The organism is Lutibacter sp. TH_r2, assembly GCF_033101135.1.
In the GTDB taxonomy this organism is placed as follows: Bacteria; Bacteroidota; Bacteroidia; order Flavobacteriales; family Flavobacteriaceae; genus Lutibacter.
Genome location: NZ_JAWMPV010000001.1, coordinates 59,052 through 77,219 on the forward strand (window position 1 = coordinate 59,052; position 18,168 = coordinate 77,219).

An 18,168-nucleotide genomic window follows, 5' to 3' on the forward strand; every position below is an offset into this window, starting at 1 on the left:
TTATTATGAAAACAAAACTACTTATAGTATTTGCATTAACTTCATGCATTTGCTTTTCACAAACTGGATTAGATTTTACTTCGTCATCACCAGCCACATTCGTTAAAGGGTTAGACAATGCTTCACTTGATCTTACCCAAGGGACAATTGAAGCTTGGATAAAAACAGCCGATGCTGGAACTACCTATAGAGGAATACTTGTAAAACAAGCTGCTTATGGAATGTTCTTATATGACAATGAATTAATAGCTTATGATTGGGGAAGTAATACTGAGAAAGAATCTAATGTCATATTGAATGATGACCAATGGCATCATGTTGCAATAACTTTTGATGATAATGTTACTAATGGTAGTCAGTTTTATGTTGATGGACAACCTGTTTTGTCGTTCACTTATAATGTTCAGACAAGTAATACACTAATTGTTGTTGGAAAAGGAAATGATACCGAAGCTGATATTGGCCAACAATTTAATGGTCAAATTGATAATGTACGAGTATGGAATACCATTAGAACTAATACTGAAATATTAGGTACTTTCAATAAATGTTTAACTGGAAATGAAAACGGACTTGTTTTAAACTGGAAATTTGAGGAAGGCTCTGGCACCTCAACTGCTGATGACTCTGGAAATGGGAATACAGGTACACTCTATAATATGGACAATACTAATTGGGTTTCTGGTTATAGTTGCTATCCAATAGAACTTGTAGCCTACTACCCTTTCAACGGAAATGCAAATGACGAAAGTGGAAATGAAAACCACGGAACAGTTAATGGAGCTACTTTAACAACTGACAGATTTGGAAATACTGATAATGCTTATAGTTTTGATGGTATTGATAATTTTATTCAAGTACCAAATAGTAATTCACTAGATATTTCTAATAGTGATCTTACAATTTCAATGTGGCTATATAATGATAATCCTTTAACTGATAGCTCATGGAAAGGAATTTCAAAAGGTGGTTATGATACTCATACCGGATATGAATTAATTTTTACTAATAACCCTTCAAATTCAAACGGTAAATTAGGCTTCAATATTGGAAGTAGCGGATACAATGTTAGTTCATTCAATACTTATAGCGATCAATGGATTATGCTAACAGGAACCTATGAAAATGGAGTTAGAAAGGTTTATATAAATGGTATTGAACAAACAACAACTCCACAAGGAGGCGACACATTAGATTCTAGCACAAGTGATTTATACATCGGTAAAAGAGCTCCTTTAAATAATTTTATAGGTTTTGTAAAAGGAAAAATGGATGATATACGAATTTTCAACAAAGCACTTACAGCATCTGAAATTCTTAATTTCTACACTAACAATTCACTAAACGTTGAAAAAAAAACCTCTACTACAAAAAGTATTTTCTTTATACATAAAAATACACTTCACTTCAAAAGCATACAAAATTTAAATGATATTAAATCTATTGAAGTATATAACTTATTAGGACAAAAAGTTTTTAAAACTTCAAAAATTGAAGAAGAAATTAAACTAGAAAATTTACGAATAGGCATTTACATTGCAAAAGTAAATACAGAAAACGGCTATCAAACTTTAAAATTTATAAATAGATAAAACTCTTATTATGAAAACAAAACTACTATTATCACTATTAATATTTCTTCTTTTTTCACATATTTCTGTTTCATCACAAATTATTGATGATAACTTTGATGCTGAAACTTTAGGAGATTTACCTACAGGCTGGGTTATTAAATTCAACGGTACAGGTGATGTTAATCAAAAAGTAGTAAATACTACGTCAGTAAGTCCAAATAATTCTTTTGAACTTGAAGGTGCTAGTTCATGGGCTGCTGCTCTTACTAAAACGCCATCAATAATGCCTACTAATTTGAGTGTTGAAGCATTTATAAAAGCAGAAAAAATACTTTCTGGTCAAACAGGTAATATTGCATTGTACAACCCAAATGCTGGTTCTTGGGGAACCAGTTGTTTAAGAGTAGAGTTTATCAATGGTAAAATAGTTGCGAATTATACAAATGGAAATACCTATGAAATTCAAAGTTATAATGTCGATCAATGGTACCACATTAAGATTAAAGCTAATTTAAGTACAAAGCTATATCAAGTTTATATTGATGGAACTCAAGTAACAGGCACATACAATTTTTCAACAACCAGTGATTTTCCAGCACACCCAACTACTATACCAACTGATGTATTATTAACAGCAGGAAATTCAGGAACTACTAAAATGTGGTTTGATGATGTGAAGCTATATGAAATACCAGATTTAATAGCCTACTACCCTTTTAATGGAAATGCAAACGATGAAAGTGGAAATGAACACCATGGTACTGTTTACGGTCCAACATTAACAACTGATAGATTTGGAAACGCTAATAGTGCATACCATTATCACGGAAACTCAAATAACGATTACATAGATATTGGTGATTGGGAAAATGGAGGAGCAATGAGTTTTAATTTATGGGTAAAATGGGAAACTTTTAATAATTGGGGATTGATAATGGATCTCTCGTCTGGTTGGAATAATAATAACATTTATATTGGGAATCAATCTACGACTAACACACTTATGTTTCATACATTAGATGGAAGCACTAAATATCTTTTCTATTGTGATGATACTGCTACATACCCTAATAGCCCATTAACAACGGATACGTGGACAATGATTACTTGTACTGTTGATGAAACAGGCTTAATGAAAGCTTATAAAAATGCTGAATTAATTGGAACTTTCAACGGATTTACCCCTACAAAAATGGTTAGAACTGCCCAATATTTTGGGAGCTACACTTATCCTGAAAATGGCTATTTTCAAGGTGATTTAGATGATATTAGAATATACCAATCAGCTCTTTCTGAATCAGATATTTTAAACCTTTATACTAATAATGCACTTAACATTGAAAAACTAACCGAAACCACAGAAAGAAATTTCTACATTTCAAACAATACACTTCACTTCAAAATCACACAAAACTTAAATGAAATAAAATCTATTGAAGTTTATAATTTATTAGGACAAAAAGTTTTTAAAACTTCAAAAATTGAGGAAGAAATTAAACTAGAAAACTTACGAGAAGGAATTTACATTGCAAAAGTAAATACTTCAAATAGCTATCAAACGATGAAATTTATAGTAAATTAACACAGTTTAACAGCCTTTAACAAAAGCTTCAACTTTAGTTGAGGCTTTTTTTATTATTTTTGACACAAGTTTAAACAGCTTGGTACTTTTATTGATAGCAATATGTATATGAAATTTAATTTTAAACACATAGTATTTTTAATTTCTTTAATAGGATTGAATTCTTTCGCACAATTGGATTCTACTTCTTTCAAAAAAATTAATAATGAAGTTTCTTCTAAAACAAGTACCAATTTATTACAAGCAAAAAAAGTTACAGAAAAAACGTCGCCTACAATAAATGTTGATTTAAACAACATGAATAAAATAGATGAAAAAAAAATTGCAACTACCATTAGCAATTCTAAACCTAATATTGATCCAGATTTTTTAATGGTTAAACCACCTGACAAAGATATTATTGGCAGAAAATATTGGGAAGGTAAAGATGTTACTAATAAAACTCTTAAAAGTAGTGTAAGCATGGGTACTGTTTACACAAAAGCCAAAACAGTTAGAGTTGTATGCAGAGATTATAGTTACGTAGATGGTGATATTATTAAAATATATTTAAACGAAAAACCATTAAGTACTAACATAAGCCTAAAGGCTAGTAGTTATATGGTGTATATGCATTTAGTAAATGGTTACAATCGTGTAGATTTTCAGGCAATGAATCAAGGTTCATCTGGTCCAAACACAGCCGAATTATTACTTTACGATGAACATGATAATTTAATTGCCTCTAAAGAATGGAATTTAGCAACAGGACAAATTGCAACTATTGGAGTTATTCAACAAGATTAAATTTCCTAAACAACTTTAGTAAACATATTACTGTATAACTCTAACTCTATTCTACCATTAATATAATACACTCACATACAGTTCCAAAAGAAGTTTCTAATATTCGTTTACAAGATTATGCTCCTTCTGTTTTTAAAACTTTTATTCCTTCAAAAAGTGGAATAAAAAAAGGAATTAAACGTGGACAATTTTTAATTAATGGAGAAAAAGCTGAAACTGGTACTTGGGTAACATACGGTCAAATAATTGAGCTAATAGAAACAGTTACAAACACTCCTAAAATATACAAATTAAGTTTACCTATTATTTTTGAAGATGACTATTTAGCAATTATTAACAAACCTGCTGGATTAACTGTAAGCGGAAATCAATTTAGAACAGTTTACAATGCTTTACCTTTTAATTTAACAAAAAGCACACAACTAGATGCGCTGCAATGGCCAACACCTGTGCATAGATTAGATAATCAAACTTCGGGTATTTTGGTAATTGCAAAAACAAAAACAGCTCAAATTGAATTAGGTAAACAATTTGAAAATCAAAGTATCCAAAAAAAATATGTATCTATAGCTTTAGGAAACGTTTTAAATAATAACCCTATAACTTCTCCTATAGAAAATAAACCAGCCGAAACTAATTTTGAAATTATAAGTACTTCTAAATCGTTAAAATTTGGTTATTTATCATGTCTAAAAGTAGCTCCAAAAACGGGAAGAACACACCAAATTAGAATTCATTTAGCTTCAATTGGTCATCCTATTTTAGGTGATAAATTATACGGTAATTCAGAAACACTTCAAAAAGGTAAAGGATTATTTTTATGTGCTTTAGAAATAAAACTACAACATCCAAAAACTTTTGAATTGCTACATTTCAAATTAGATATACCTCGTAAATTTAAAACATTTTTAATTCGAGAAAAAAGGCGCTACAATACTTGTAATTAACAAATTAAGCAAAAATATCGTTTAAAACTTTAGCTAAACGAATACCTCCTTTTTGTAATTGTTCAGTGGCCAATTTAAAATGATTATACATATATCTATAACTTAAGTTTTCACCACTTTTGGCAGATCCATAAGTTATTTTTGCTAGCTCTCCAGTTTCATTTACCCAATCTTCAAAAGTTCCTTTTTGAATAAATTTTATTTGCTCTTTTGAAAATTCAGGAATATTAGTTGTTAATTCAGAATAACTCATGTTATAACTATCTAACATTTTACTATCCCAAACACTATGTAAGTTTGTTCCTTTACCAAACCATTGAACCTGAAAATCGTTTCCACCTTTATCTTCTCGTAAACCAACATGCATTGGTTGGTGTAAATCTCCTATTAAATGCACTAACATTTTTAAATGAAAAGCTTTAGCTTCTTTTGAAGATTTTTTATTTTTTAAAATCGCAACACATTCTTTAATTCCAGTAACTAAATCTCCTTTCGGATTTTTCTCTGCATCTTGGTAAGTTTTTTCAAAAGGTTTATTTACATAATGCCAAACACTATACTTACTATATTTTCTATCCGATTTAATTTCATCAGCATAAGTAGATACAATAACTAAACTCTGTCCATCTAATATTTCATTAATATTTCGCTTTGTTTTTCCTTTTAAATATTTTGTTGCAATATCTCCAATGGTTCTATGACCTGTTTGTCCCCAATTTGGATTATTAGCTTTTAATGGAATTATAAAAAATACGGCTATTATTACTATTACTTTTTTCACTTCTAAAATATTTGCAGCAAAGTTAGTAAAAATAATACTGCATAAATTTGGAAATATTAAAAAAATATTTATATCTTTATGATATCATTTTAATATCACTTAAACCAAACATACAATGTCACAAGAAAAAATTATCAAATTATCAAACGGGTACTTTATGCTATTTGTACTGGTTGCAATTTTAGTTGGAGGTATTTTTGCACTTACAAATTCTATTATATGGTTATTTTTAATAGCTATTGCATTGTTAATTATAGTGTTGCCTGGTTTCTTTTTAGTGAACCCAAATACTTCAAAAGTAATTTTACTTTTCGGAAAATATATAGGAACCGTAAAAGCAAACGGATTTTATTGGGCAAATCCATTGTATAAAAAAAGAGGAATTTCATTAAGAGCTAGTAATTTTGACAGTGAACGCGTTAAGGTAAACGACAAATTAGGAAACCCAATTATGATTAGCACAATAGCTGTTTGGAAAGTAAAAAACACTTACAAAGCCGCTTTTGAAGTTGACAATTATGAAAATTTTGTACGAGTTCAATCTGATGCTGCTGTTAGAAAATTAGCTAGCTTATATCCGTATGACAATTTTGAAGATGAAGGCAAAGAAGAAGAAATTACACTACGCGCAAGTGTAAATGAAGTAAGTGAAGCATTAGAAAAAGAACTTTCAGAACGTTTAGAAATGGCTGGAATAGAAGTATTAGAAGCTAGAATTGGGTATTTAGCCTACGCACAAGAAATTGCAAATGCTATGCTAAAACGTCAACAAGCAACTGCTATTATTGCTGCACGACATAAAATTGTTCAAGGTGCTGTAAGCATGGTTGAAATGGCTTTAGAAGAATTAAGTAAAAATGATATTGTAGAATTAGATGAAGAACGAAAAGCTGCTATGGTAAGTAATTTAATGGTAGTACTTTGCTCTGATAAAGATGCTACACCAATTGTAAATGCAGGAACCTTAAACCATTAATATGTACGAATATAAAATTGTAAAACCCGAAAGTGTATGGAAAACAGGCGATACTGTTTTTGAAGATATATTTAACAAACATGCTTCACAAGGTTGGAGAGTTAAAAATGTTGCATTTAACCAAAGTGGTAATTTTACAAAAGCTGTTTTAGAACGAAATAAAAATAGAGTTTAATGCGTGTATTTGAAGAGTCGCAAAAATTTACTCAAACTTGGTTAATGATTGTTTTAATTATTGGATTAATTGCTCCAATACTTACAATAACAAATCAATGGAGTGAAAAAACTGATAAAAATTTAATATCTAATTTAGATTTATTATTACCGTTAGTCATATTTATTTTAGTAGTATCTTTTATACTAATTATTAAACTAAAAACACGGATAGATAAAGATGGAATTAAATATCAATTTTATCCTATTCAATTAAAGTATAAAACAATTACTTGGGCAGAAATTGAAAAAGCGTATGTTAGAAAATACAATCCAATTTCAGAATATGGTGGTTGGGGTTTTAAAGGTGGTTTTTTCTTTGTTAAAAGAGGTATTGCTTATAATATTTCAGGAAATATTGGTATTCAGTTAGAATTAAAAAGCGGTAAAAAACTACTAATTGGAACGCAACTAAAAGAAAAAGCAGAACAAGCTATTAACTATAACAACAAAGAAAATGATTAGAATTTTAATATACCTAGCATTATTTATTTGCACTTCTGTATTTAGTCAAAACTATACAGATACTGAATTAAGTATTCCTTCAGAAAAAGTAACATTAAATGGCAATCTAATATCCATTAATTCTGAAGAAAAAACACAACTGGTTATTATAATTCCAGGTTCTGGTCCAACCGATAGAAATGGAAATAGTGTTGCAACCAAAAACAACTCATTAAAACTTTTAGCTGAAGGTTTAGCTAAAAAAAACATAGCTAGTTACAGATACGATAAAAGCGTACTTTCTTTTACAAAAGAAGATACCAAAAAAATTAATGCATTACGCTTTAACAATTTTATTAATGAAGCTACATCAGTAATTCAATATTTTAAAAATGAAGATTCTTACTCAAAAATTATTGTAATAGGTCACAGTCAAGGTAGTTTAGTTGGAATGGTAGCTGCTAAAAATAATATTGATGCATTTATTTCTATTGCTGGAGCTGGAAGACCAATAGATGAAGTTATTACAGAGCAAATTTCATCACAAGCTCCATATTTAGTTGATGAAACAAAACATGTACTTTCCGAATTAAAAAAAGGAAATACTGTAGAAGATTTTAACCCACTTTTAGCTTCATTATTTAACAGATCTGTACAACCTTTTTTAACTTCTTGGTTAAAATACAATCCTCAAAATGAAATTAAAAAATTAACTATACCTACTCTAATTATAAACGGTACTAAAGATATTCAAGTAAAAACTGAAGATGCTAAATTATTACACAAGGCAAATACAACATCCCAACTTTTACTTATTGAAAATATGAATCATATTTTTAAAGAAATTAAAGGTGATCAAAACGAGAATATAGCATCGTATTCAAAACCTGAATTACCAATTATGCCACATTTAACTGAAAGTATTAGTACTTTTGTAAACAATTTAAAATAAATTATGGCAAAGAAAAAAGCATTTGCATTACGTATAAACGAAGATATGTTAAAAGCTATTGAAAAATGGGCTTCTGATGAGTTTCGTTCCACTAACGGACAGTTAGAATGGATGCTAAATAAATGCTTAAAAGATGCTAAACGACTTCCAAAAAAGAAAACCACTGAAAATAATGGAGAATAAAAAAAGCCAAACTTAAAAGTTTGGCTTTTTTCTTATAACATATAAAATGTTATTATTTCTTTTTTGGGTGAACTAACGTCATTTCATCAATTAAATTAGTTGCACCAGCATATTTATCAATAATAAATAATACATAACGTACATCAACCATAATACTTCTTACAATATCTGCATCAAAATGTAGATCACTCATAGTACCTTCCCAAGTAGTGTCAAATGCTAATCCAACCATATTACCTTCTCCATCTACAACCGGACTTCCAGAGTTTCCACCAGTCATATGGTTTGTAGATAGATAATTTACTGGCATAGTACCGTTTTCACCATATTGTCCGTAATCTTTAGCTTCGTATAAATCACGTAATTTTTCAGGTACATCAAACTCATAGTCGCCAGGTTTGTATTTTTCCATAACACCTTTTAAAGTAGTTGAAGTTGTGTAGAAAACACCATCTTTTGGCTGATAACCTTCTACTCTACCATAGTTTACACGTAACGTACTATTAGCATCTGGGAAAAATCTTTTGTTTGGAAAAACTTCCATTAAAGCTTTCATATATTCTTTTTGAACAGCTGCAATTTTTAAGTTTATACTTTGAAATGTAGGCTCAATTTTAGTATAAAAAATAGTATGTAATTCTTTACCAAATGCATGTCCTTTATCGGCATTCAATTTTGCCATTACCTCAACACCTGTACCACTTAATAATTCTTCAACTCCAGCTAAACTTGTTAATTTAGACGAAGTAAAAATATCTTTAGTTAAAGCTTCAATATCAACATTTTTCATGTTTTCAGGTACATATTCAGCAGGTGCTTTTTCAGCATATAAACTAACTAAACGAGCAAATACAGGCTCATCTACTTTTGCACTGTAATTTTTAAATGTTCCTTCTAAACTTTCTAAAACTCTAGTTCTAGCTTGTTCAAAAGCAGCTTCTCCACCTCTAGTATAAGCTTGTTCTAATTGAAAAGTTCTAAATGAATTTGCTAACAATTCTACATTTCTATAAGCAACCTCAATCCAATAATCACGTGCTAAAGAAACCTCTTCTATTTCTTTATATAATGTTTCAAAATCAGCTAATAAAGTTGAATAACCTTCTAAATCTTTTTCAGCTACTTTTTTAGTAAAATCAGCTTCTAGTTCACGTTTTAATTCAATAGCATTTGTTTGGTGAATACCTTGATTTTCACCAATCCATTTTTTCCAATAATTAGCAACTCCAGCATATTTTGAAGCATACTTAATTTTAATTTCTTGGTCAGCTCTCATAAACTCATTGATAATTTTCAACGCATTTTCTCTAACTTCAATTTTTGCAGGATTTAGTTTATTTACAATTTGATCTACACCAACTGCTGGTAAATATTCGTTTGTTCTTCCTGGAAAACCAAAAACCATTGAAAAATCATATTTTTCAACACCATCTAAAGAGATTGGTAAGTGATGTGCTGGTGTATAAGGCTTATTATCTTTTGAATATTCTGCTGGTCTATTATTTGCATCAGCATATACTCTAAACATAGAGAAATCTCCTGTATGGCGTGGCCACATCCAGTTATCTGTATCAGCTCCAAATTTTCCAATTGATGATGGTGGTGCTCCAACTAAACGAACATCTGTAAACGTTTCAACAACAAATAATAAGTATTGATTTCCTTTAAAAAACTCACGTGTATAAGCACTTTGCCATGCTTCTTTTTGAGCTGCCTCTGTAACTTTTTGAATATTTTTGTTTACTAAACCAGCTTTTGCTGCTTCGTCCATATCTTCAGTTACACCAGCCATAACTTGATTGGTAACATCGTCTATTCTTTTAATAAATGTAACTGTTAAACCTGGATTTGCTAATTCTTCATCCATAGATTTAGCCCAAAAACCATCTTTTAAATAATCATGTTCAACACTTGAATGCGATTGAATTCTACTGTATCCACAGTGGTGGTTTGTTAATAATAATCCTTGTGAAGAAATCATTTCAGAAGTACAACCATTTCCAAAATGCCCAATAGCATCTTTTAAACTAGATTTGTTTACTGAATAAATATCTTCGGCAGTCATTTTACTTCCTAATAACTGCATTTCGTTTTCATTCATTCCTTCTAATAATGAAGGAATCCACATTCCGCCTTGAATTTTTTTTGTATCAACCTGCGCAAATGCATTAATTGAAATAAATGCAATAGCAAGTAGTAAATACGATTTAAAGTTTTTCATGTTCTATATAATTAATAATTGATTGATTTTTATTTTTTTGGATGAACTAAAGTCATCTCATCTATTAAATTTTGAGCTCCAGCAAACTTATCTACAATAAATAATACATAACGTACATCTACCATTATATTTCTACAAATATCAGCATCGTAATTTAAATCACTCATAGTTCCTTCCCAAACTCTATCAAAGTTAAGTCCTATTAAATTACCTTCAGCATCAATTGCTGGGCTTCCTGAATTTCCACCCGTTGTATGGTTAGTTCCAATAAAACAAACTGGCATTTTTCCGTTATCTGCATATTGCCCGTAATTTTTAGTATTGTACAATTCTATTAACTTTTTAGGTACATCAAACTCATAATCTCCAGGTACATATTTTTCTAATACACCTTTTAAATACGTTGTGTTTCCGTAACGCATTCCATCTTTTGGAGCGTAACCTTTTACTTGTCCATAAGTTACACGCAATGTGCTATTTGCATCTGGGAAAAAGCGTTTGTTAGGGAAAACTTCTATTAAAGCCTTCATATACTCTTTTTGAACTGCTTCTATTTTTAAATTTAACTCTTGAAATTTTGGTTCTATTTTAAAGTAAAAAGTACTGTGTAAATCTTTTCCAAAAGTATAAGCCGGATCTGCGTTTAATTTCTCAATTACTTCTTTAGCAGTTCCGCTAAATAATTCTTCAGCACCTTCAAAAGTTGTTAATTTAGAGTTTGCATAAATAGTATTTGTTAATAATGAAAAATCAACATTTTTCATAGAATCTGGCACATAATCTGATGGTGCTTTTTCAGCATATAAACTAACTAGCTTTTCAAAAACAGGCTTATCTACTTTTGCACTATAATTTTTGTACGTTCCTTTTAATCTATTTATTCCTGAAGTTCTAACTCTTTCAAAAGCCTCTTCACCGCCTCTTAAATATGCTTGTTCTAATTGAAAAGCTCTAAAAGTAATACCTAAAAGTTCTACATTTCTATAAGCCACTTCAATCCAATAATCTCTAGCTAATGAAACTGCTTCAGTTTCCTTGTATAACGTTTCAAAATCAGAAAGTAATGTTTTGTAACCTACTAAATCTTTTTCATCTACAATTTTAGAAAATTCAGCTTCTAAATCTTTCTTCTTTTGAATGGCGTTTGATTTTTCAATTCCTTGATTTTCTCCAATCCATTTTTTCCAATAGTTTGCTATTGAAGCATATTTTGATGCATATTTAATTTTAATAGCTCTATCATTACGCATAAATCCATCTACAATTTTTAATGCTTTCTCACGAACTTCAATTTTTGCAGGATTTAATACGTTTACTGTTTGATCAATTGCTACAGCAGGTAAATATTCGTCTGTTCTACCTGGAAAACCAAAAACTAATGTAAAATCATTCTCTTCAACTCCATCTAACGAAATTGGTAAATGATGCGCAGGTTTATAAGGAACATTATCTTTTGAATATTCTGCAGGCTTATTATCTTTATCAGCATAAATTCTAAACATTGAGAAATCCCCTGTATGTCTAGGCCACATCCAGTTATCGGTATCAGAACCAAATTTCCCTATAGATGTTGGTGGAGCACCAACTAAACGAACATCTGTAAACTCTTCAGTAACAAATAATAAATATTGATTTCCGTTGTAAAAAGATTTTACATTAGAATCTTGCCAAGCTTCTTTTTGAGCAGCTTTATTAACTTTTAAAATATTTTGATTTATTAATTTCATTTTTGCAGCTTCATCCATTTCATCAGTTACACCTTCAAAAATAGCTGTGGTTACATCATCAATTCTTTTAATAAAAGTTACAGAAAAGTTTTTATTAGGTAATTCTTCAGCATAACTTTTTGCCCAAAAACCATCTTTTAAATAATCGTGTTCAACACTAGAATGTGATTGAATTACACCGTAACCACAGTGATGATTAGTTAATAATAATCCATTTGGTGAAATAACTTCAGAAGTACAACCACCATTAAAATGCACAATAGCATCTTTTAAACTAGAATTATTTACTGAATAAATTTCTTCAGCAGATAATTTACCTCCAAGTAATTTCATCTCGTTCTCATTCATTCCTTTTAATAATGAAGGAATCCACATTCCTCCTTGAATTTCACGAGTGTCTACAGTTTGAGTTTGGGTTGTAGCAACTTTTGTTGTTTCTTGAGTGGTTTTACAAGAAACTATAATAAGTGCTAGTAAAAAGTAATATTTTATAAATTTCATTTGTTAATTGTTTAATCTTCCAAATATACATAAACCGAAAATTTTTAATCTTAAAAACTTCCTAAAAAAATGTATTTTAGCAAAAATCAAAAAAATACATGAATACTACACCCTTTTTTACACAAGACACCATTGTTTTTGGAATATTAATGCTTTGCTTGGGATTTGTTTTTTATACTTCTAATAGTGAGAATAAATTTTGGAAAAAATTCTACAAAGTTATTCCTGCATTATTAATGGCTTATATGTTGCCTGCTGCTTTTACAACAATTGGGTTAATTTCTCCTGAATGGAAAACTATTGACAATACTGGGGAAATTACTAAACATAGTTCTCAAGCATATTATGTGGCGAGTAGATTTCTATTACCTGCTGCTTTAGTTTTAATGACTTTAAGCATAGACTTAAAAGCGGTTTTTAATTTGGGTCCAAAAGCATTAATTATGTTTTTAACCGGAACTGCCGGTATTATTATTGGTGGTCCAATTGCTATACTTTTAGTCTCGTTAGTATCTCCTGAAACAGTTGGAGGAGCTGACTTTGATGCTGTTTGGAGAGGTTTAGCAACATTAGCTGGAAGCTGGATTGGTGGTGGAGCAAACCAAGCTGCAATGTTAGAAATCTATAAATTTAATCAAGCTAACTATGCTAGTTTTGTAATTGTAGATATTGTAGTTGCAAATATTTGGATGGCTATACTTTTATTTGGAATTGGTAAAAAAGATAAAATTGATAAATGGTTAAAAGCAGATACATCTGCTATTGAAGATTTAAAAGATAAGGTTTCTAGTTATGGAGCAAGAATTTCGAGAAACCCTTCATTAACTGATTTTATGGTAATATTAGGTATTGCTTTTACGGTTGTAGGTTTATCACATTGGGGAGCTGAAAGTATATCATCATATTTAAAAGAAAACATTGCCGCTGTTGCAGATCCTAAATCAGCAATGTCTTCATTTGGATCACAATTTTTCTGGATGATAAGTATTGCTACATTTTTAGGAATCTTACTTTCGTTTACTGGATTAAAAAAATATGAAGGTGCCGGAGCTAGTAAAATTGGAAGTGTATTTATTTACATTTTAGTAGCATCAATTGGTATGAAAATGGACTTAACAAAAATATTAGACAATCCTGGTTTATTAGTAGTTGGTTTAGTTTGGATGGCAACGCACGTAGTTTTACTAATAATTATGGCAAAATTAATTAGAGCTCCATATTTCTTTTTAGCAATTGGTAGTAAAGCAAATGTTGGAGGTGCTGCTTCTGCTCCAGTTGTAGCTGCTGCTTTTCATCCATCGTTAGCAACTGTAGGAGTATTATTAGCTGTTTTTGGCTATGTAGTTGGAACTTACGGAGCTATGTTAACTGCTGAATTAATGCGAATAGTTGCGCCTTAATTTCTTTTTTTAGTGAATTTTTTGATAGATATTTGTAATGTAAAAGATAGAAAATGAAAAATATTTTAAAATATATAATTGTTGCTTTACTAATTATTTCTTGTGGAAAAAGCAAAACTGGAAATATGACCGTAAATGGAACAGTTAAAGGACTTAAAAAGGGAACTATTTATTTACAAAAAATGAAAGATACAGCAATTGTTGCTGTAGATTCAGCTTTTGTAGAAGGCGAAAGTACTTTTACTTTAGTTGATCATGTTGAAAGTCCTGAAATGTATTACTTACAATTAAATAATTCTGCTGATAAAATAATTCCTTTTTTTGGTGAAAAAGGAGAAATTACAATCACAACAAAATTAGAAAAATTTGAATATGCTGCTGAAGTAAAAGGTTCAAAAAACCAGGAAATGTATGATGAGCATAAAGAAATGATAATGAAATTTAATAGCAAACAATTAGACATTATTAAAGATAAGTTTGAAGCTCAAAAAAACGATAATGATTCGCTTTTAAACGCTATTAAATACAATGAGCAACAATTATTACGAAGAAAATTTTACTATACCGTTAATTATGCGGTAAACCATAACAATAGTGAAATTGCACCTTACCTTGCTTTAGCCGAATTAAACTATGCTAACGTAAAATTATTAGACACCATAAACAACTCGTTAACCAAAAAAATTAAGGCTTCAAAATATGGAGTTGCTTTGGATGAGTTTATACTTAGAATTAAAGAAAATGAAAAATAACAATTCATATTTCTTCAAAAAATACGTAAAAAAGCAATTCTAAAATGAGTTGCTTTTTTATTTTTACAAAAATGTAACAATTCAACTATTAACACTACTAATTAGTTGAACTAACTTTAACTTGTGGATAAAAAACTTGAACATAAATTTATTTCTGAATTTCAAAAGAACCAGAATATAATTCATAAAGTGTGTAGAATTTATACATCTAACCAAGAGGCGCACAATGATTTGTTTCAAGAAATAACCATTCAATTATGGAAAGCATATCCAAAATTTAGAGGAGATTCAAAGTTTAGTACTTGGATGTACAGAATTGGTTTAAATACAGCTATTACGCTATATAGAAAATCTAAAAGAAGTATAAGAACACAAGATTTTGATACTGTTTTACATAAAATTGAAGCTACAAATTATGATAATACTGAAGAAGAACAATTAAAATTAATGTATAAAGCAATACATCAATTATCAGACATAGATAAAGCTCTAATATTTTTGTATTTAGAAGATAAAAATTACAAGGAAATTTCTGAAACAATAGGTATTAGTGAAGTGAATGCTCGTGTTAAAATGAATAGAATTAAAACACGATTAAAAAAAATATTAAACCCTTAAGGTATGGAAGAATTAGATTTACTGAAAAAGGACTGGAAAAAGAAAGAATCAACGTACCCTAAATTAAGTTTTGATGAAATTTATAACTTAATTCATAAAAAATCATCTTCAATTGTAAAATGGTTATTAATTATTTGTATTGCAGAATTAGTTTTTTGGAGTGCATTAAACTTGTTTTTCCCTGATAGTTCATTTGCTATATTTGAAGAATTTAATTTAATGGGCTTTTTAAAAGTTACTTATATTATTTACTACCTAGTATTATTTGGTTTTATCTATTTGTTTTATAGAAATTACAAAGCAATTTCGGTTACAGATACAACTAAAAAGTTAATGAACAATATTTTAAAAACCAGAAAAACAGTAAAATACTATATAATTTTCAATATTGCTGGTTTTATAATTTTATCAGTTTTAATGAATACCTTTTTTCTAATAAACCCTGAACATTTATTAGATTTTTACAGAGAACAATACAATATTAGTATAGATATTAACCCAGAAACATTTGTTAAAACTTTTATTATTATACAAGTAATAACAATTATTATAGCCTCGTTATTTATCTGGGTGTTTTATAGAATAATTTATGGTATTCTAATTAAAAGACTCAAAAAAAATTATAAAGAGTTGGCCTCATTAGAAATTTAATAAAAAAAACCGAAGTAATTACTTCGGTTTTTTTATGCATTACAGTTTTATTTAAATCCTATTATCACCATCTAAAATATCTCCAATTCCACCTAATAAACTTCCTTCACCTCTAGTTTTATTTCCCGTTTGTGGAGCTAAAGCAAGAATTCTACCTGCCAATCTACTAAATGGTAACGACTGTACATACACAGTTCCTGGCCCTTTTAAAGTAGCAAAAAATAATCCTTCACCACCAAAAACAGTGTTTTTAATTCCTCCAACAAATTCAATATCGTAATCTATATCTTTTGTAAAGCCAACAACACAACCTGTATCAACTTTTAAAACTTCTCCCGATTCTAATCTTTTTTTAAACATTGTTCCACCAGCATGTACAAAAGTTAAACCATCACCTTCTAATTTTTGCATAATAAAACCTTCACCTCCAAATAAACCTCTTCCTAATTTTTTTGAAAACTCAATACCAACTGAAACTCCTTTAGCTGCACATAGAAAAGCATCTTTTTGACAAACAAATTTCCCTCCAAATTCACTTAAATCAATTGGTATTATTTGACCTGGATAAGGTGAAGCAAAAGAAACCTTTTTTATAGTTGATCCATTATTTGAAAAAACCGTCATAAACAAACTTTCACCTGTTAATAGTCTTTTACCTGCTGAAAACAATTTGCCTAATATTCCTTCATCTTGATTTGCTCCATCTCCAAAAATAGTGTCCATCCTTATACCATCATTCATCATCATAAAACTTCCAGATTCAGCAACAACAGCTTCTTGTGGATCTAATTCTATTTCAACATACTGCATTTCTTCTCCATAAATATGGTAATTTATTTCGTGTGCATTCATAATTTTTATTTAGATTTTAATTTTATACTCCATTCAAATTGATAAGTTGAAACTGTTTCATTCTGTTCATTTTTTCCTAATGAATGCATTACAAAGGTTTGACCTTCTCCAGTTTCAATTGTTTTTTCTATTGCTGCATCTATTAAATGTCCATCTTCACATGTAAAAGTAATTTTACCCGTAGCTTTTTTACTAAAACTACCTTGATGATTAGTTACCAACATAGATATTTTTTGATTACTCTCCATAATTTTAGCAATTACCAAAGCACCAGTACTTAATTCTGCAGCCATAGATTGTACAGCAAAGTACATAGATTTAAATGGGTTTTGATTAATCCATCTATGTCTAACCGTTACAGTTGCACTATTATTTAAAAGGTTGCTTAAGCGTACACCACACAAATAAGCCGAAGGAAGCTTAAACATTAAAAATTTATTTAATTTTTTTCTAGTTAATTTCATCAACGTATGATTTATTTTTTAAAGTTATGCAAATTTTTCAAGTTCAAAAAAAATAATTATATGTTAAATTATGTTAAATTTTAGTACTATGGTTTGCATAGTACTGTTTTTTATATATATATTTGCATAAGAAACTAAAAGGTTATACATAAAATGACTACACAAACGGAAACAAACAATGCTTTTTTAATACATATATCTGCTTTTGCAAGTTATGTTTTTCCATTAGGGGGAATAATAGTTCCACTAATTTTTTGGCAATTAAAAAAAGATGAAAGTGCATTTCTAGATATGCACGGAAAAGAAGCAGTGAACTTTAACTTAAGCTTTTTACTTTACAGTTTTGTATTTGGATTAAGTGTTTTTTCAACTTCATTTTTCGATTTTCCAAACTTTTTTGGAATTTTTGGAGGTGTTTCAATTGTTGTAATTATTGCAATTATTCGATTTATTCTAATATTACAAGCTGCAATTAAAGCTAATAGAAATGAACCGTATAGATATCCTTTAACTATAGAATTTATAAAATAATAAAACGCTTTTA

General features: G+C 29.3%; 19 protein-coding genes. 14 read left to right on the forward strand and 5 right to left on the reverse strand.

From position 1 onward, the window contains the following. Window positions 1-5 precede the first annotated feature (5 nt). The 4 genes from R3X25_RS00280 to R3X25_RS00295 all read left to right on the forward strand — a co-directional run bounded on the left by R3X25_RS00280 (window position 6) and on the right by R3X25_RS00295 (window position 4,889). The gene (locus R3X25_RS00280; RefSeq protein ID WP_317670668.1) at window positions 6-1,592 is read left to right on the forward strand and encodes a LamG-like jellyroll fold domain-containing protein; all 1,587 of its coding nucleotides are present in this window, start codon (window positions 6-8) and stop codon (window positions 1,590-1,592) included. A 10-nt stretch (window positions 1,593-1,602) separates the two neighbouring features. After that, entirely contained in the window at window positions 1,603-3,156 is a 1,554-nt protein-coding gene (locus R3X25_RS00285; protein WP_317670670.1) for a LamG-like jellyroll fold domain-containing protein, read from the forward strand. Between the two features lie 108 nt (window positions 3,157-3,264). Next, complete coding sequence (locus R3X25_RS00290; RefSeq protein ID WP_317670672.1) at window positions 3,265-3,942, forward strand: hypothetical protein; 678 nt, start codon at window positions 3,265-3,267, stop codon at window positions 3,940-3,942. A gap of 332 nt (window positions 3,943-4,274) precedes the next feature. Continuing rightward, window positions 4,275-4,889, forward strand: coding sequence for an RluA family pseudouridine synthase (locus tag R3X25_RS00295; protein WP_317673369.1), 615 nt, complete (start codon window positions 4,275-4,277; stop codon window positions 4,887-4,889). Between the two features lie 4 nt (window positions 4,890-4,893). On the opposite strand, the gene R3X25_RS00300 is transcribed toward R3X25_RS00295, so the two are convergent. Then, complete coding sequence (locus R3X25_RS00300; protein ID WP_317670674.1) at window positions 4,894-5,670, reverse strand: S1/P1 nuclease; 777 nt, start codon at window positions 5,668-5,670, stop codon at window positions 4,894-4,896. A 115-nt stretch (window positions 5,671-5,785) separates the two neighbouring features. Here R3X25_RS00300 and R3X25_RS00305 point away from each other — a divergent pair, with 115 nt between their 5' ends. The 5 genes from R3X25_RS00305 to R3X25_RS00325 are packed head-to-tail and all read left to right on the forward strand — an operon-like array spanning window position 5,786 to window position 8,438. Beyond that, entirely contained in the window at window positions 5,786-6,646 is an 861-nt protein-coding gene (locus R3X25_RS00305) for an SPFH domain-containing protein (protein ID WP_317670676.1), read from the forward strand. Between the two features lies 1 nt (window position 6,647). After that, on the forward strand, window positions 6,648-6,821 hold the full coding sequence (locus R3X25_RS00310; protein WP_317670678.1) for a DUF4177 domain-containing protein: 174 nt from the start codon (window positions 6,648-6,650) through the stop codon (window positions 6,819-6,821). Then, entirely contained in the window at window positions 6,821-7,324 is a 504-nt protein-coding gene (locus R3X25_RS00315) for a hypothetical protein (RefSeq protein ID WP_317670680.1), read from the forward strand. The genes R3X25_RS00310 and R3X25_RS00315 overlap by 1 nt, the downstream gene beginning before the upstream one ends. Next, window positions 7,317-8,255, forward strand: a complete 939-nt coding sequence (locus tag R3X25_RS00320) for an alpha/beta hydrolase (protein WP_317670682.1) — start codon at window positions 7,317-7,319, stop codon at window positions 8,253-8,255. The genes R3X25_RS00315 and R3X25_RS00320 overlap by 8 nt, the downstream gene beginning before the upstream one ends. A gap of 3 nt (window positions 8,256-8,258) precedes the next feature. Further along, entirely contained in the window at window positions 8,259-8,438 is a 180-nt protein-coding gene (locus tag R3X25_RS00325; RefSeq protein ID WP_317670684.1) for an Arc family DNA binding domain-containing protein, read from the forward strand. Between the two features lie 52 nt (window positions 8,439-8,490). Here the strand turns inward: R3X25_RS00325 and R3X25_RS00330 are convergent, their stop codons facing one another. Then, a complete protein-coding gene (locus R3X25_RS00330; RefSeq protein WP_317670686.1) occupies window positions 8,491-10,659 on the reverse strand; it encodes a S46 family peptidase in 2,169 nt (722 codons plus the stop codon). A gap of 29 nt (window positions 10,660-10,688) precedes the next feature. Further along, a complete protein-coding gene (locus R3X25_RS00335) occupies window positions 10,689-12,887 on the reverse strand; it encodes a S46 family peptidase (RefSeq protein WP_317670688.1) in 2,199 nt (732 codons plus the stop codon). Between the two features lie 98 nt (window positions 12,888-12,985). Between R3X25_RS00335 and R3X25_RS00340 the strand changes: the two genes are divergently transcribed. From R3X25_RS00340 to R3X25_RS00355, 4 genes are all read left to right on the forward strand, one after another. Next, complete coding sequence (locus R3X25_RS00340; RefSeq protein WP_317670690.1) at window positions 12,986-14,287, forward strand: DUF819 domain-containing protein; 1,302 nt, start codon at window positions 12,986-12,988, stop codon at window positions 14,285-14,287. A 53-nt stretch (window positions 14,288-14,340) separates the two neighbouring features. Then, window positions 14,341-15,039: a DUF4369 domain-containing protein gene (locus R3X25_RS00345; RefSeq protein ID WP_317670692.1), complete on the forward strand. Its 699-nt coding sequence runs from the start codon at window positions 14,341-14,343 to the stop codon at window positions 15,037-15,039. 123 nt (window positions 15,040-15,162) lie between these two features. Then, a complete protein-coding gene (locus tag R3X25_RS00350) occupies window positions 15,163-15,657 on the forward strand; it encodes a sigma-70 family RNA polymerase sigma factor (protein ID WP_317670694.1) in 495 nt (164 codons plus the stop codon). A gap of 3 nt (window positions 15,658-15,660) precedes the next feature. Then, a complete protein-coding gene (locus tag R3X25_RS00355) occupies window positions 15,661-16,308 on the forward strand; it encodes a hypothetical protein (protein WP_317670696.1) in 648 nt (215 codons plus the stop codon). A 51-nt stretch (window positions 16,309-16,359) separates the two neighbouring features. Here R3X25_RS00355 and R3X25_RS00360 read toward each other — a convergent pair whose 3' ends face one another. Next, window positions 16,360-17,160 (reverse strand): TIGR00266 family protein, encoded by an 801-nt coding sequence (locus R3X25_RS00360; protein ID WP_317670698.1) that lies wholly within the window; start codon window positions 17,158-17,160, stop codon window positions 16,360-16,362. A gap of 5 nt (window positions 17,161-17,165) precedes the next feature. Continuing rightward, window positions 17,166-17,624 (reverse strand): DUF4442 domain-containing protein, encoded by a 459-nt coding sequence (locus R3X25_RS00365; RefSeq protein WP_317670708.1) that lies wholly within the window; start codon window positions 17,622-17,624, stop codon window positions 17,166-17,168. 153 nt (window positions 17,625-17,777) lie between these two features. Here R3X25_RS00365 and R3X25_RS00370 point away from each other — a divergent pair, with 153 nt between their 5' ends. Beyond that, window positions 17,778-18,155: a DUF4870 domain-containing protein gene (locus R3X25_RS00370; protein ID WP_317670710.1), complete on the forward strand. Its 378-nt coding sequence runs from the start codon at window positions 17,778-17,780 to the stop codon at window positions 18,153-18,155. Window positions 18,156-18,168 lie beyond the last annotated feature (13 nt).

What these genes read in the sequence shown, in the direction of transcription:
- R3X25_RS00280 (WP_317670668.1), top strand. Translation starts at nt 6, where the DNA reads ATGAAAACAAAACTACTTATAGTATTTGCATTAACTTCATGCATTTGC.
- R3X25_RS00285 (WP_317670670.1), top strand. Translation starts at nt 1,603, where the DNA reads ATGAAAACAAAACTACTATTATCACTATTAATATTTCTTCTTTTTTCA.
- R3X25_RS00290 (WP_317670672.1), top strand. Translation starts at nt 3,265, where the DNA reads ATGAAATTTAATTTTAAACACATAGTATTTTTAATTTCTTTAATAGGA.
- R3X25_RS00305 (WP_317670676.1), top strand. Translation starts at nt 5,786, where the DNA reads ATGTCACAAGAAAAAATTATCAAATTATCAAACGGGTACTTTATGCTA.
- R3X25_RS00310 (WP_317670678.1), top strand. Translation starts at nt 6,648, where the DNA reads ATGTACGAATATAAAATTGTAAAACCCGAAAGTGTATGGAAAACAGGC.
- R3X25_RS00315 (WP_317670680.1), top strand. Translation starts at nt 6,821, where the DNA reads ATGCGTGTATTTGAAGAGTCGCAAAAATTTACTCAAACTTGGTTAATG.
- R3X25_RS00320 (WP_317670682.1), top strand. Translation starts at nt 7,317, where the DNA reads ATGATTAGAATTTTAATATACCTAGCATTATTTATTTGCACTTCTGTA.
- R3X25_RS00325 (WP_317670684.1), top strand. Translation starts at nt 8,259, where the DNA reads ATGGCAAAGAAAAAAGCATTTGCATTACGTATAAACGAAGATATGTTA.
- R3X25_RS00330 (WP_317670686.1), bottom strand. Translation starts at nt 10,659, where the DNA reads ATGAAAAACTTTAAATCGTATTTACTACTTGCTATTGCATTTATTTCA.
- R3X25_RS00335 (WP_317670688.1), bottom strand. Translation starts at nt 12,887, where the DNA reads ATGAAATTTATAAAATATTACTTTTTACTAGCACTTATTATAGTTTCT.
- R3X25_RS00340 (WP_317670690.1), top strand. Translation starts at nt 12,986, where the DNA reads ATGAATACTACACCCTTTTTTACACAAGACACCATTGTTTTTGGAATA.
- R3X25_RS00345 (WP_317670692.1), top strand. Translation starts at nt 14,341, where the DNA reads ATGAAAAATATTTTAAAATATATAATTGTTGCTTTACTAATTATTTCT.
- R3X25_RS00355 (WP_317670696.1), top strand. Translation starts at nt 15,661, where the DNA reads ATGGAAGAATTAGATTTACTGAAAAAGGACTGGAAAAAGAAAGAATCA.
- R3X25_RS00360 (WP_317670698.1), bottom strand. Translation starts at nt 17,160, where the DNA reads ATGAATGCACACGAAATAAATTACCATATTTATGGAGAAGAAATGCAG.
- R3X25_RS00365 (WP_317670708.1), bottom strand. Translation starts at nt 17,624, where the DNA reads ATGAAATTAACTAGAAAAAAATTAAATAAATTTTTAATGTTTAAGCTT.
- R3X25_RS00370 (WP_317670710.1), top strand. Translation starts at nt 17,778, where the DNA reads ATGACTACACAAACGGAAACAAACAATGCTTTTTTAATACATATATCT.